At 60.6% G+C, this 14,004-nt stretch carries 14 protein-coding genes and 1 tRNA gene; 6 read left to right on the forward strand and 9 right to left on the reverse strand.

Annotated elements, in window-relative coordinates; translation table 11 throughout:
* Positions 1-108: 108 nt before the first annotated feature.
* The 5 genes from NW853_RS11695 to NW853_RS11715 all read right to left on the reverse strand — a co-directional run bounded on the left by NW853_RS11695 (position 109) and on the right by NW853_RS11715 (position 3,955).
* Positions 109-762, reverse strand: coding sequence for an LON peptidase substrate-binding domain-containing protein (locus NW853_RS11695; protein WP_414349090.1), 654 nt, complete (start codon positions 760-762; stop codon positions 109-111).
* Positions 763-876: 114 nt separating this feature from the next.
* Complete coding sequence (ruvC, locus tag NW853_RS11700; RefSeq protein WP_414349091.1) at positions 877-1,401, reverse strand: crossover junction endodeoxyribonuclease RuvC; 525 nt, start codon at positions 1,399-1,401, stop codon at positions 877-879.
* Entirely contained in the window at positions 1,370-1,924 is a 555-nt protein-coding gene (pgsA, locus tag NW853_RS11705) for a CDP-diacylglycerol--glycerol-3-phosphate 3-phosphatidyltransferase (RefSeq protein ID WP_414349092.1), read from the reverse strand. Before pgsA ends, ruvC begins: the two co-directional genes overlap by 32 nt.
* Positions 1,925-1,959: 35 nt before the next feature.
* Entirely contained in the window at positions 1,960-2,892 is a 933-nt protein-coding gene (locus tag NW853_RS11710) for a nucleoside hydrolase (RefSeq protein WP_414334757.1), read from the reverse strand.
* Positions 2,893-2,968: 76 nt separating this feature from the next.
* Entirely contained in the window at positions 2,969-3,955 is a 987-nt protein-coding gene (locus tag NW853_RS11715; protein WP_414349093.1) for an ABC transporter ATP-binding protein, read from the reverse strand.
* 201 nt (positions 3,956-4,156) lie between these two features.
* Here NW853_RS11715 and NW853_RS11720 point away from each other — a divergent pair, with 201 nt between their 5' ends.
* Positions 4,157-4,807 carry a CDP-alcohol phosphatidyltransferase family protein gene (locus NW853_RS11720; RefSeq protein ID WP_414349094.1) on the forward strand — a complete coding sequence of 217 codons (651 nt, stop codon included), beginning with the start codon at positions 4,157-4,159 and terminating at the stop codon, positions 4,805-4,807.
* A gap of 113 nt (positions 4,808-4,920) precedes the next feature.
* Here NW853_RS11720 and NW853_RS11725 read toward each other — a convergent pair whose 3' ends face one another.
* On the reverse strand, positions 4,921-6,354 hold the full coding sequence (locus tag NW853_RS11725; RefSeq protein ID WP_414334754.1) for a folate/biopterin family MFS transporter: 1,434 nt from the start codon (positions 6,352-6,354) through the stop codon (positions 4,921-4,923).
* A 349-nt stretch (positions 6,355-6,703) separates the two neighbouring features.
* Between NW853_RS11725 and NW853_RS11730 the strand changes: the two genes are divergently transcribed.
* A complete protein-coding gene (locus NW853_RS11730) occupies positions 6,704-7,615 on the forward strand; it encodes an alpha/beta fold hydrolase (RefSeq protein ID WP_414334753.1) in 912 nt (303 codons plus the stop codon).
* Positions 7,616-7,625: 10 nt separating this feature from the next.
* Here NW853_RS11730 and NW853_RS11735 read toward each other — a convergent pair whose 3' ends face one another.
* Positions 7,626-8,081, reverse strand: coding sequence for an HHL1-like protein (locus NW853_RS11735; protein WP_414334752.1), 456 nt, complete (start codon positions 8,079-8,081; stop codon positions 7,626-7,628).
* A gap of 120 nt (positions 8,082-8,201) precedes the next feature.
* On the opposite strand from NW853_RS11735, the gene NW853_RS11740 reads away from it, so the two are divergent.
* The 3 genes from NW853_RS11740 (at position 8,202) to NW853_RS11750 (ending at position 11,146) form a co-directional block, all read left to right on the forward strand.
* Positions 8,202-8,275, forward strand: a tRNA-Pro gene (locus NW853_RS11740).
* Positions 8,276-8,473: 198 nt separating this feature from the next.
* Positions 8,474-9,757, forward strand: coding sequence for an HD domain-containing phosphohydrolase (locus tag NW853_RS11745; protein WP_414349095.1), 1,284 nt, complete (start codon positions 8,474-8,476; stop codon positions 9,755-9,757).
* Between the two features lie 267 nt (positions 9,758-10,024).
* Positions 10,025-11,146: a methyl-accepting chemotaxis protein gene (locus NW853_RS11750; protein ID WP_414349096.1), complete on the forward strand. Its 1,122-nt coding sequence runs from the start codon at positions 10,025-10,027 to the stop codon at positions 11,144-11,146.
* On the opposite strand, the gene NW853_RS11755 is transcribed toward NW853_RS11750, so the two are convergent.
* Positions 11,143-11,553, reverse strand: a complete 411-nt coding sequence (locus NW853_RS11755; protein WP_414349097.1) for a DUF4359 domain-containing protein — start codon at positions 11,551-11,553, stop codon at positions 11,143-11,145. The two genes, NW853_RS11750 and NW853_RS11755, sit on opposite strands and share 4 nt — an antisense overlap.
* Before the next feature lie 242 nt (positions 11,554-11,795).
* Between NW853_RS11755 and prfB the strand changes: the two genes are divergently transcribed.
* A protein-coding gene (gene prfB, locus NW853_RS11760) for a peptide chain release factor 2 (RefSeq protein WP_414349099.1) occupies positions 11,796-12,927 on the forward strand; the annotation gives its coding sequence in 2 pieces (ribosomal slippage) (positions 11,796-11,867 and positions 11,869-12,927; 1,131 coding nt in all).
* On the opposite strand, the gene NW853_RS11765 is transcribed toward prfB, so the two are convergent.
* The gene (locus tag NW853_RS11765) at positions 12,924-14,003 is read right to left on the reverse strand and encodes an o-succinylbenzoate synthase (RefSeq protein ID WP_414349098.1); all 1,080 of its coding nucleotides are present in this window, start codon (positions 14,001-14,003) and stop codon (positions 12,924-12,926) included. The genes prfB and NW853_RS11765 overlap by 4 nt on opposite strands.
* Position 14,004 lies beyond the last annotated feature (1 nt).

A 14,004-nucleotide genomic window follows, 5' to 3' on the forward strand; every position in this document is an offset into this window, starting at 1 on the left:
TGCTATCCATCCCCACCGTATAGACGGTGGGGAATTCCGCACCTTACGTTAAAATCCACAAGAGTTGCCAGAACAGATGGGAGCAGAGCTGGCCGGTTGACAGGCACCTCAGGAGATTTCTGTAAACAGATCCTTGAGGGCTGTGCGGGCGGCCAGGTGCTTGCGGGTGGACTCGAGAATTTCGGCTTCGCGGCGCAGCCGGCTTTCGGTGTTGACCATTTCCAGCAGCGCTTGCTGCTCCTGAGGGGCTCCCTGGAAGTGGCTGGCCACCCAGTAGGACAACTCTACAGGGGTGGTGGGAAGCTGCTCCGGCAGCTCGGTATCGCGCTCCATCAATTTGCCCGAAAGACGCACCACGTCCTGCAGGAGAGTCGTAACCTGGCGCGCCCAGCTCTGCAGCTCCTCGGAAGAGGTGGTCGGCTCATCCTCGATCCATTCCACCAGCCCCACCCGGAAGGGCTTTTCCCGCACGTAATCCAGGACGCGGAAGCGCTGCTGCCCCAAGGTCAAAATGTCCATGCGGTCATCCGGCAACCGCTGCACCTGCAACACCTCAGCACAACAGCCTATCCGCACCGGGGATCCCGTCTGGGGATTGAACATCAGCACCCCGAAGCGGCGATCCGTCTCCAGGATGGTGTTGATCATCATGCGGTAGCGGTACTCGAAAATGTGCAGCGGCAGGGGGTGGCCCGGAAACAGTACCACCTCCGGCAAGGGAAACAGGGGCAGCTCGCGAACATCCACGGAAGAAGAAGGCATAGGGCTTGTGCTTCTCGCTGTACTGAGTCTAGCCCATCTTGAAAGGCCTTCGGCCCGCCAGCGCGAACGGCCAATCTGGTCGCCTTTGCTGAAGTCGAACGGGGCCGGGATCCCTCAAAAGAAGCGGTGGTGCCAGACCGTGATGGCGATAGCCAGGGCATCGGCGGCATCATCCGGACGGGGCAGGTTGGGCAGGTTGAGCTCGCGGGCCACGGCGGCTTGTACGGCCTGTTTGTCGGCGCGTCCGTAGCCTGTCAGGCTTTGCTTGACTTGGGCAGGGGTAAACTCCACCGGCACCAGGTGATGTTGGGCCAAGGTGAGCAGGATCACGCCACGAGCTTGAGCGATGGCAATGGTGTTGCCCATTTTGTAGAAAAAGAGCTTTTCCAGCCCCACCTGATGCGGGCGCAGTTGGCACAGCAACTGGCTCAAGTCCTCGTACAGCGTTTGCAGCCGTTCCGGCATCGAGTGTTGGCTAGGGGTGCTGATCACCCCATAATCCACGGGTTTTAACCCGGCAGATCCCGCCAGAATGCAACCAAAACCCAAAGTTCCCAGGCCCGGATCCAACCCGAGGATGCGCTGCTCATCATAGCGCTCCGCGCCGCTATCGCGACGGGGAGGATTTGGCAACACCATCGTTGTGCAAATAGGTCAGGCCAGAGATCAGGGTGAGAACCACCGCCACCCAAAAACAAGGGATCCCGACCGGCCACCCCAAAATCAGCAGAGCAATGGCCAGGATTTGGGTCACGGTCTTGGCTTTGCCCCAGAGATTGGCGCCGCGGATTTGGCTTTGGTTGGCCCGCCAACCGGCAATGACCAGCTCTCGCCCCACCAGCAAAAAGACTCCCCAGGCCGGGATCCGCCCCAGCTCCAGCAGGCCCAGCAGGGCCGCCACCACCAGCAGCTTATCCACCAAAGGATCCAAAACTTTGCCCACATCGGTGACCAGCCCATAGCGGCGGGCCAAGTGGCCGTCCAGCCAATCGGTTGCCGCCGCCAGCAAAAACGCCCAGAGGGCCAGCCGCTCTCCCAACGGGGATCTCAGGCTCAGCCCCAGCAAAACAAAGGGGATCCCTGCCAACCGCAGCAGGGTAACGGCGGTGGGCAGGTTTACCCACGCCAGTTTGACACTTTGGACGGCGCCGGGATTGTCCACCTCAGATCTGGCCTCAAGGATAAAGTTAACCAGAATTATCGGTAACGGCCCAGGCGCTCGGTGAGCAGGTGGTAGAACCCTTCAGGATCTACTCCAAAAGCCACCTGGACATTGGCGGGACGGCCGCTGGATCCCCAGCGATCCACCACCGTCCGGCCCAGGTTCAAGGGGCTGGCCGTTTCCACCTCGACATAGCAGGGCTTGAGTTCAAACAACTGCGGCTGCAAGAGGTAGGCGATAACACAAGGGTCGTGCAAGGGCCCCCCCGGCAACCCGTAGCGCTCCACATCGACCTTACCGTAAAAGGTGAGCATGTTGGCCACCGTCTGCCCCACCTGGGTGTTGAGGGCGCGAATCCGCTCGATCCGCTCCGGCGTGCTGAGGACTTGTTGGGTGACGTGCAGACCCAGCATCACCACCTCTGGGATCCCGGCGCTGAGCACGATCTGGGCGGCGTGGGGATCGGTGAGGATGTTGAACTCGGCTGCCGGGGTGACATTGCCCTCAAAGGCAGATCCTCCCATGAACACCAGCCGCCCGATGCGCTCCACAAGCCGGGGCTGCTGCACCAGGGCCACCGCCAAGTTGGTCATCGGGCCCAGCAGCGCCAGGGTAACCGGCTCAGGGGCAGCCATCAGGGTCTCGATGAGAAATTGCACCGCGTGCCGGGATCCCAGCGGCATCTGCGGCTCCGGCAAATTGGCGCCGTCGATCCCGCTTTTGCCATGCACGTCCTCAGCAGTTTCCAGGGGGCGCAAGAGGGGGCGAGGGCAGCCGGCATAGACTCCCATCTGCGGCTGACCGGCCAACTCGCAGATCTGCCGCGCGTTGCGGCTGGTCTTCTCCACAGAGACATTGCCAGCCACCGTGGTAATGCCCAGCAACTGCAGCTCAGGTGAGGCCATTGCCAGCAGCAGGGCCACCGCATCGTCTTGGCCGGGGTCGCAATCGATGATCAGGGGCACCATAGGGATCCCGGTAGCGGCTTACTCCCCCAGTGTAGGCTTTTCTGCTGCGCTGGAGAGCAACTGGGGTGGGGCAAGTCTAGGCAGAGACGGGATGATCGCCTTCGATAGCCCGCACCTGATTGACAAAGAATTCTTCCAAAGATTGCCGCTGCCAATGCAAATCGGTCACCACCGCCCCCGCCTGGCCCAAAAGGGTCAGCAGCTCCGGCAGGGATCCGCTCCATTCCCCCGACCAATGGGATCCCTGGATCGAGAAGTGCCCTAGGCAGTCGCGGAACTGGTCGATGGCGCCACCGTGCCCTTGCACGCGGTAGCTTTTGCTCTGGCCCAGCAGCTCGTCCAACGTCCCCTGCTGCACCAATTTGCCGCCGACGATCAGGCCGACGCGGTTGCAGATCACCTCCACATCCCCCAGGATGTGGCTGTTAAAGAACACCGTTTTGCCCTGTTGCTTGAGGGACAAGATGATCTCCCGCATCTGGTAGCGGCCCATGGGATCCAGCCCCGACATCGGCTCATCCAGAAACACCAGCTCCGGGTCGTTGATCAGGGCTTGGGCCATGCCGGTGCGCTGCAGCATGCCCTTGGAGTAGGTGCGCAGTTGTTTTTTGCGGGCCGTATCTACAGAAAGCCCCACCAGCTCCAGCAGTTGCGGGATCCGCTCCCTGAGAAGGCTATCGGGCAGGCGAAACAGCTTGCCGGCAAAATGGAGAAATTCCCATGCTGTCAGGTAATCGTAAAAATAGGGGTTCTCCGGCAAATAGCCCACCTGTTGCTTGATGGAGCGATCCCCCAAAGGTTTGCCCAAGAGCGTGCCGCTGCCGCTGGTGGGCTCCACAATCCCCAGCAGGCATTTGATCGTGGTGGTTTTGCCGGCCCCGTTGGGCCCCAACAGCCCAAAGGTCTCGCCGCGGGCCACTGTCAAAGAAAAATCCTTGAGGGGGCTGACCACCTTGTTCAACCAAAAGCCAGTGCGATAGGTTTTGGTCAAGCCGGAGATGGCGATGGCCGGTTCGGGATGGAGGTCAGTCGCCTCTAGCGCAGGAGCAAGAGTCTCGCTCATGGGGGTGTCCGGGGTCAGGGTTGCTCAGCCTTCTGGAAGCGCCACTTGCTGGGTTGACCAGTGCTTGGCCCCTTCTTTCTTAAGTTTACCCAGCGGGCTTGGCCCAGCTTAAGTCTGTCTCAGCCTACACGCTCGCCTTCTGGATCTGGGATGATGAGTTCCAAGTTAGCTCCCAACGGGCGACTCTCAAAGGAGTGTTCCTTGCTGGATAAAACCCTGAGGCAGTGGAAGGAGCGGCTCTTGGCTCCGGTGCTGCAAACCCCTCTCCAACGGGTGCATCCCCTGGTCATTACCTTGTCGGGGTTTGCGGTGGGCCTGGCCTCTGGCGCAGCAGCGGCCTACGGGGCTTATGGATGGGGGCTGGGCCTGTGGCTGCTGAACCGGTTGATGGATGGGCTAGATGGCACCTTGGCTCGGCTGCAGGGGCGGCAAAGCGATCTGGGCGGCTACCTGGATATGCTGCTGGATGTGGTGGTGTATGCGGTCGTTCCCCTGGGGCTGGCCTTTCACCAGGGATCCCTGGCAGGCTATGCATTTCTGGCCCTGATGCTGGCCAGCTTTTACATCAACCTTTGCGCTTGGATGTACCTGGCGGGGTTGCTGGAAAAACGGCGAAGGGTTGTTTGCATCAACGGGACAGAGTCCTTAGGGGAACTGACCAGCCTAACCATGCCGCCTGGGCTGATCGAGGGCAGCGAAACCATCTTTCTCTACAGTTTGTTTTTCCTTTTCCCCGAGTACATGGTGGGGTTGTTTGGGCTGATGGCGATTCTGGTGCTCTTCAGCGCTGCGCAGCGGTTGATCTGGGCGCTGGGATCCCTTTCTGCTCCAAGGTCAGACTGGCAACAGTAAAACGGTTCGTCACCTAGACTCCCAACTCCCCTCTCCCTCTGGGAGAGGGGTTGGGGGTGAGGGAAGCAGCGCGGAGTGATTGGGGAGTGTCTTCATCAGGTTTGAAACCAACTCTAATTCAAGTCGGTTTCGACCAGAGCGACCCCTTCTATCGCCAAAGCAGCCTCGGTCTCTTCTGGGCGCACATCCTGCAAAAAAGCTTCCAGAGAGGCCTGGGCTTCCGCCTCTGAATAGTGCTCCGCACCGCTCAGGCGATCGGCTCCTTCCGGCAGCCAGCCCAAAAACGGCAAGGGCAAGAGGGTGGAAAGGTTGGTCAGGATCAGCAGCAGCCCCAGCCGGCTGAAATCGGTCTCCGTCACCCCCAGCCCATGCATCAGCAGGGATCCCAGCTCTTGGGAGAGAAACCCCGCCAGATTAAAAGCCGACATCAGCAGGGCAAAGAGGGTGGCCTCGATCCCAGGGGGGCAAAGGCGGGCGGCCAAGACCAGCACCGGCATGAAGGCAATTTGCCCGGCCACCGTCAGCACCAAGCTGTCCCCCAAGCTAAACCAGTGATCGTCGATGCCCCAATCCCGATTGAGGTGATAGACCAAAATGAGGCTGGTCAGGCCCAATCCCGCCGAGAGCACCGTCATCCAGCCGAATAGGGGCCGCAGTGGGATCCGCCGCAGATACACCTGGAAGATCCCGACCCCCAGCAGGCTGGCCATGCTGGTTGCCAAGCGCACCTGACCCAAAAATTCCGGCCCAAAGCCGAGGTCGTTGGTAACAAAGTAAAAAAGAGCCACATCGGCGCTGGGAGTGGCCTGCCAAACGAATACAAACAGCACCGGCAGCAGAATGCTGGGCTGCCGCAGCGCCCGCCACACCTGGCGCACCTGTTGCTGCAAGGGATCCCAGCCTTGAGACAACGCCACCGGCTGATCGACAATCACCCAAGCCGCTAGAGCGATGAACAACGGCAAAAAGGCCGTCAGCCCAAACACCACCTGCGGCGAATAATGGGCCAAGAGCGCCCCTCCCAAATAGGCGGTGAGCAGGGATCCCAAGGCCGTTGCCCCCCAAGTCAAAGATTGCAGCGTGCCCGTCCCTGCCCAGTCATGGCCATGTACCCGCTCCACCACCAGCGAATCCACGATCACATCTCCCACCGCCACCGCCAGGGATCCCAAAACCATCCACAGGGTGGCCAGCCCAGCCGTCGGCGCCCACAGCGCCATGCCCAGCCAAGCCACGCACCCCAGAAGCCCAGAAAGCAAGAGGTAAGGACGACGGCGGTAGCCCGCTACGGGCACGGTATCCGACAGCAGGCCGTAGAGGGGTTTGAGGATCCAGGGACTCATGGCAACGCCCATCAACGCTGCCACCTGCGACGGGCTGAGGCCCAAGCTATCTTTCAGATAAAAGCTGGTGGCCAGCCGTGCCAAGCCCAGCGCCCCCTGCACAAAGTACACCAAGAGGATCCCGAATAGCTCTGGTGTCCAGTGGATATCCCGCAGCGGGGTCAGGGTGGAGGAGCGCAGCCGTTGCAGCAGAGGATGGAGCATGGGGGGTGCAGAGTTGCGTAGTGTTACATTTGCGCAGTGTTGCCTCGGCAACCGCAAAACCATCAGAAATCTTAACAGTCCCTTTACTCTAACCCGTCCAACCGGCTTGCGGGCACCAGGGGCCACGCTCTAAAACAACTGGACTGGTGGATACTTGCCCAGATTCCGAGCCCGCACTGGTCGGCAGCAGCCGGATGTGAGCATTTGGGAGTCATTTCTAGTCTAGAGAAGCCGTGACTTCCCTCTCTCTGGGAGAGGGGTTGGGGGGTGAGGGCCAGAAGACGAGGCTATTCCAGAGTGGCAGTAGGATGAAGGAGTAGTCTCAGAACATTTCCACCTCTTTCTGGCTGTGTTCACTGCTTCTCCTGCCGGTTGGGCGGCTGATGTCATCGCGCCTTTTGCTCCTCAAGTCTGGAGCTGGCGCGGCCATGCCATTCGCTACGTGGTGCAGGGATCCGGATCTCCGCTGGTCTTGGTGCATGGCTTTGGGGCTTCCATCGGCCATTGGCGGCACAACATCCCCGTGCTGGCTGAGGCGGGATACCGGGTCTATGCCCTGGATTTGCTGGGGTTTGGTGGCTCGGCCAAGCCTGCTCTCCCCTACAGCCTAGATCTGTGGGCGGAGTTGCTGGCGGATTTTTGGCAGCAGCACGTGCAGCAGCCGGCGGTGTTTATTGGCAATTCCATCGGGGCCTTGCTCAGCTTGATGATGGCCGCCCAACACCCTCAACTGGCCGCAGGGGCGGTGCTGCTCAACTGTGCCGGCGGCCTGAACCACCGCTCCCACGAGCTCAACCCGATTTTCCGCGTTTTCATGGCCGCCTTTACTGCCCTGGTAGCCTCTCCGGCGACCGGGCCGTGGGTGTTTGATCGGGTGCGGCAGCGGCAGCGGATCCGTGCCACCCTGAAACAGGTATATCGCAACCCCGCCGCCATTACCGATGAGCTGGTGGAGCTCCTCTATGCCCCTTCCTGTGATGTGGGCGCTCAGCAGGTGTTTGCTGCCATCCTCACCGCTCCTCCCGGCCCCACTCCCGAATCTCTGCTGCCCCAGGTGCGCTGTCCGCTGTTGGTGCTCTGGGGAGAAGAGGATCCCTGGACGCCCATTCAACGGGGATGCGGCTTTGAAAACCATGTGCAGGGGATCGACTACCAGTTTTTGCCCATTCCCAATACCGGCCATTGCCCCCATGACGAACGCCCAGAGGTGGTTAACCCTCTGATTGTGGGCTGGCTGCCCAGAGCCTTTGCGGCTGTTTGACAGGCTGTCCTCAGGTTTTTGGGGAAGTTTTTTGAGCAGATAGGCCCAACCAACTCCGTATTTTGGTCATCCAAACTTGAAGGGGCGAGGGCTGGGGCCGGATCGCCACCTGGATCGGCTCGTCTTGGAAGTCTGGATCTTTGAGGCGAAACCCAAACTCTAGGTCATCTTTCACTTTACTAAGACGGGGAAACAGCCTCACGGCTGCTTTTTTGAGCTCTTCTTCATTTTGGAAAATGGCCTGGTGAATGGCACCGGAACGCCCCACCGCCAGGGATCCCACCGGCAGCCAGGGGTTGGGCTTGCCGGGCGCGGGCTGGCGATGTCGAACAAAGATGTTGAACTCCGGCATCCCCTTGGCTTTCAGCTCGTCGTAGCGTTTGGCGGCTTCCTTGCGCTTGGCCGTGTTGGCTTTGGCCGGCTTTTTCTCCGGCCTGGATGGGCTGAAACCCTTGGACTGACTCATACCTGGCTTGACAAGAGGGGTGTTTTTGCAGCTTAGCGCAGATTGGATCCCTTCCAGGGTTGCTCCGACCGGCGTGCTATACTTATTGAGCCTTGGTGGGCGGTTGAAGAAGCCTACCAGCGGGATGTAGCGCAGCTTGGTAGCGCACTTCGTTCGGGACGAAGGGGTCGCAGGTTCGAATCCTGTCATCCCGATGGACTTGGGCAAAATCGCGTTGGCCTCCCGGCTCCCCAGCCGGGAGAATGTGTAGAGTAGACGGGCCTTGGCAAGGAGAAGGGGCAACGGCGCTTGGGGAGTGCCTCAATTGGGTTTGAGATAACCCAAGACCTGGGTGCTTTGGGTGTTGTTGGGCTGGTCTCGCCCAACGGGATTGGGGCAGCGGCAGGAGCCGCATGGCCCTGCTACCGTTCTATTGTGAACGCGCTGCTGCCAAACTCTGCCATGGAGAACCAACCGTGACCCACCTGGCCACCCCCTTCGACCTTCACCCCCGCGAAACCGGGTTTGATACCCCAGATGCCCTGCGTCTCAGCCAACGCCTCATTCAAGTGGGGATCGCCCTTTCTTCGGAAACGGATCTCAGGCGCCTGCTGGAACTGATTGTCGCCCAAGCCCGCGAGCTGACCTGCTGTGATGGCGCCAGCTTGTTCATCCGGGAGGGAGAAGAGTTGCGCTTTTTCGTGGTCAACCGCAACGAGGAGCTGCAGGATCTGCGCCTGCCCCTCACTCCTTCCAGCATTGTGGGCTATGTGGTGCTCACTGGGGAGAGCTTGAACTTGCCGGACGTCTATCGCTTGCCACCGGGCTTGCCCTATGCCTTCAACTCCCAAGTAGATCAGCAAACCGGCTACCGCACCCGCTCTTTGCTCACGGTGCCGCTGCGGGATCCCTCAGGAAACATCCTCGGCGCCCTGCAACTCTTGAACCGTCTCAGGCCGGATCGCCCTGCTGACCCAGCGCCCAACCAGGTGGCTGACTGGAGCCAGCCGTTTTCTGAGTTGGAAGTCCGGGTGGCCGAAGCCCTGGCTTCCCAGGCGGCGGTTGCCTATCAAAATGTGCGCTTGCGGGAAGAGCTGAAAGCCGCTCACCTGGAAACGATTTTCTGTCTGGCCCAGGCTGCCGAATACCGGGATCAAGACACCTCGTTTCACCTCAAGCGGATGAGCCACTACTCCCGCATTCTCGCCAAAGAGTTGGGCCTCTCCAGCCGAGAACAGGAGCTGATTTTCTACGCCAGCCCCCTGCACGATGTGGGCAAAATCGGGATCCCGGATGCCATCTTGCAAAAGCCAGGCCCCCTCACCCCTGAAGAGCGCCTGATCATGAACCGCCACCCTGAGATTGGCTACGAGATCCTCAGCAAGTCCGACTCGGAGCTGATGAAAAAAAGCGCCATCATTGCCCTCACCCACCACGAAAAGTTCGATGGCAGCGGCTACCCGCGGGGCCTCAAGGGCGAAGGGATCCCGCTGGAAGGGCGGATTGTGGCTTTGGCCGATGTCTTTGATGCCTTGGCCAGCCGCCGCCCCTACAAAGCAGCCTGGGATCTAGACGAGATCTTTCGCTTTGTGGAAAGCAACAGCGGCAGCCACTTCGATCCCCACGTGGTGGCAGCTTTTAAGCGCGGGCGCGGCGAAATCCTGGAGATCTACCACCGCTATCAAGAGGCTCGCTAACCCCAGATCCCCTTAGTCCCTGGGTTCAGAACAGGTTCCTCGCCTGCCCACCAATAAAGCACAAATGAAAAAGAAAGAGCATCTCTCCGCACAATCCCGTATAGGCTTGTAGCCAGCAGACAAGATCTCAAGCCAAACTAAGGGTGGCCGGCTCTGTTTGCCACCGGTTCGCTGGAAAGGCGAGCAGAGCTCTGCCTCTGTGCTCCTCTATACATAGCACATTCTTGGCCACTTGTCTCTGCCCAACCCGCGCCGAGGATCCCTGTGATGGCTACCCTGACCAATCCGCCCACTCCCACCCTCTCGATCAACACCAAGCTGCGCGATCTGGCTCTGGTGGACTTTCAGGTGAGCGAGTCCACCCCCTGCGAGAACGTGGTGCGCCGCCTAGAAGATGATCCCAGCCTTTCGGGGGTCATCGTGCTGGATGAGCGGTCGCGGGTGCAGGGGATGTTGACCCGCCGCGCCATTTTGGAGTGGATGCTGAGCAAGCCCTATGGCCTAGACGTGTTTTTGAAGCGGCCCATCAGCTCCATGGTGGAGTTCCACGGACGGGGCTTTTTGCTGCTCCCCGGCGACTGCGATGTCATCGCGGCGGCCAGCCAGGCCTTCCGGCGGCCCCAGGAGACCATCTACGACCCGGTGGTGGTACAAGTTGGTTCCCAGGACTACCGCCTTTTGGATGTGCCGGTGTTGTTGGTGGCCCAGTCGCAGGTGCATCTGGCCACGCAGCGGAAGCTGCAAGAACAGCAGGAGGAGATGAAACGGATCTTGGCCGAGCTGGAGCAAGAGAAAAACCGCAGCCTTCAGTATGCCCGCGATCTGGAGCGGCAAAAGGCCGAGATCCTCAGCCAGAACATCGCTCTAGATCGGGAGCGGCGCCAGGCCCAGCAGCGCTCCGAAGAACTGGCCCGCCTCAACGCCCGCATCATCGAGATCAGCTCGGTGCTCTCGGAGAAGGGCAAATCCACCTTTGCCGCCACCTTTGCCGGAGTAGAGGCCGTTCGCCGTCTATCTCAGGAAATTGCCGACAGCAACCAGGAGCTCTCCCGCGAGCTCAAAGAAATCAACACCATCGTTGACTTGATCGTAGAGGTGGCGGGCTATATTCGCCTGCTCTCCTTTAATGCGGCTGTGGAGGCCAACCGCAGCGGCGGAGGTGGCGGTTTTGGCGCCATTGCCCAGGAGATTCGCAAATTGGCAGGGCGCACCACCGAAGCCAGCAACCGCATCCGCGGCTTGGCAGAGCGCATCCAACGCCAAAGCCAATCCACCCTGCAATCAGCCCAGGCCAGCGCCGAGATGGTGCAATCCCTTTACCAGCAGGCCCAGTCGGCCCAGGCGGCCCTGGAGGAGTTGCAAGCCCTCTTGGAGCGATCCCAGGTTTAGCCTTTTTTGGGAGTGGTCTGGCCCTCGCGGATCTCGTAGGTGTAAAACTGCCCTGCCACCGCCAGAGTTTGGAAGTGGTAGGTGGGCAAAGAGATCCCCAGCGGGCCAAAGTTAAGCAACGACAAATCGGTGCTGTAGAGGCTGAAGAGGATGAAGTTTTGCCGGCGGGTCTGGCGCAGGAACAGCTCTGCCAACTCCGGTTGCAGCTCTTGCACAAGGGCGTGACATTCCTCAATGAGGGTGGGCAAAAAAGCCGGGAGCTGGGCGCAGTATTCCCGCGTGGCATAGGCAGCCAACTGTTCCCCTGCGTAGGCCCCGTACGCTTCCGGGGTGGGATTGGTGATGGCCAGAGCAGCCACACCCCCGGCCAGAACCAGTCCGGAAAGCAAGGAAAAGCCCCTCAGCATAGCGGCCTCCGAAACAAGATTTTCCATTCTGCTACGGGCTTGAGGTGCTTCGACAGGGATCCTTCGGCAAAAGCCATCGCCTAAGGCCGCCCTGTCGCCTCCTAGAGCCGGCGCGGGATCACCCAATTGGCCAGGAATGCGGTTCACGGTGTTGCAGCAAACCTGCAAAAGAGCTGGATCCCTTGGTTGAATTGCTAGCCTACAGGCTAGGATGGGAGCCGATGCGCAGCTTGATGCTCTCTATGGAACTGGCCGATCTGAGACGCACCCTAGAATCGCTCACCTCGCGCCTGAGCAGTGCTCAGGACTATCTTTGACCTGCCCCGCCTAGAGCAACAGATCGCCATTTTGGAGCAAGAGGCCGCGCAGCCGCAATTTTGGAACGATGCCGAGGCGGCCCGCCGCCACCTGCAACAGCTTAACAGCCTCAAGGCCTCCTGGGATCAAGTCCACCGCTGGAAGGATCGCCTGGAAGATGCCACCAGCGCCCTGGAGCTGTTGCAAGAGGATCCCGACCCGGAGCTGTTGGCGGAAGTGTCCGGATCCCTGGCGGCGGTGGAGCGGGAGCTCGGCCAATGGGAGCTGCGGCAACTGCTTTCCGGCCCCTACGACAAAAACGGCGCCATCCTCACCATCACCGCCGGCGCGGGGGGAACCGACGCTCAAGACTGGGCAGCGATGCTCCTGAAGATGTACACCCGCTGGGCGGAAAACCAGGGCTACAAGGTCAGCCTCTCGGAATACTCGGAAGGGGCAGAGGCCGGCATCAAGTCGGCCACCCTGTTGATCGAGGGGCCCTACGCCTATGGGTATCTTTCCGCCGAGAAGGGCAACCACCGCATGGAGCGCATCAGCCCCTTCAACGCCAACGGCAAGCGCCAGACCAGCTTTGCCGGCGTCGAGGTCATGCCCATCCTGGAGGAAGAGAATGAGTTCGAGCTGAGGATAGAGGATCTGGAGTTCGAGACTTCTCGTTCCGGTGGGGCAGGCGGCCAAAACGTCAACAAGGTGGAAACGGCGGTGCGCGTCATCCACAAGCCCACCGGCATTGCCGTGCGCTGCACCGAGGAGCGTTCCCAACTGCAAAATAAGGAGCGGGCCATCCAGATCCTGAAGGCGAAGCTCATCGAATTGGAAGAGGAAAAGCGCCGGCAAAAGCTGGCCGAGATCCGCGGCGAAATGGTGACCCAGGGCTTTGGGGGCCGGATCCGCACCTACACCTTCGATCCTTACAAGTTGATCAAAGACCACCGCACCAACGCCGAAACCTACAATGTCGAGGCGTTTATGAATGGCGAACCGGAGGAGCTGATGCACTTTATCCAGGCCTACCTGCGGCAGGAACATGCCAAACAGCAGGCTGCTGCAGTCTAGGGCCGGCTGTGGCGCTCCCACACCGCCTGCATCAGGGCTGCCCGCTCCGACGCCGAGATCGCGCCCAATTGAACGGGATCCCACTCTGGGAAAAACTCCCCCACCCCCCATCCCAAGGCTCTGGGATGGGCTGTTTTTGCCTGCAGGGATCCCGCCCAAACTAGGCCGTGCCAAGCGCCAATAGGGGTTTCCAGGGCCGAGGAAAACACCAGATCCAACCCCGGGTGTTGGCTGAGGTAGTCCCTCAGGGCAAGACCGGATCCGACCAAAGAGGGCTTGACCACCAGGATCCCTTGCCAGCCGGAGCGGTGGACAGCTTGCAACTGCTCCAGGCCGGCCACTGACTCATCCAGAGCAAGGGGAGTTTGAAACTCGCGGCTCAGTTGGATCAAGTCAGCGTGCTGCTCCGGGGGCAGAGGCTGCTCGAAAAACTCGATCTTGCCCGGCCACTCCTGATTGAGCTGGTCGCAAAGGGCCAGCCAGCGCCGCGCCTCGGCTAGGGTCAGCCCCCCGTTGGCATCCAGGCGCAGCCGGGATCCGGGCGGCAGTTGCTCCAGCCAGCTTGCTAGCTTTTTCCACTCCTGCTCAAAGGCATCCACCCCCACCTTGCCTTTGTAAACCGGGTAGGAACCTACGGGGACGGCTTTTCCCAAAAGCCCACAAAACGCAAGCCCCGAGAGATCCCTGGCCAGCCAGCCGGGATCCCGACAGGCCAGCCAGGCGCATTCCAAGCCAAAGCGAGTGGCGGGCAGAGTTGCTGGGATCCCTTCAATCTGGGCCTCGGATAGCTCAGCCGGCAACTGCTGGCAAAACGCCAGCGCTTGCTCCAAAGTCTCGCTGCCCAACCAGGGGAGGGGAGCAATCTCCCCATAGCCCTGCTGACCCGTCTCCAGATCCGTCAGCCGGATCAGGATCCCTTCGCGGACAGACCATAGGCCGTAGCGGGTGCGCAAGGGCTGCCGAAAAGGACGCCGGTAGAGGCAAAACGCAAAGGAAAACCCCTTTTCCAACTGCCCATGCAAGACGGAGTCCCCTTTCTGGCTCGGAATTTTAACGTAAGGTGCGGAATTCCCCACC

Source organism: Synechococcus sp. H55.11 (assembly GCF_047462475.1).
Classification (GTDB): Bacteria; Cyanobacteriota; Cyanobacteriia; order Thermostichales; family Thermostichaceae; genus Thermostichus.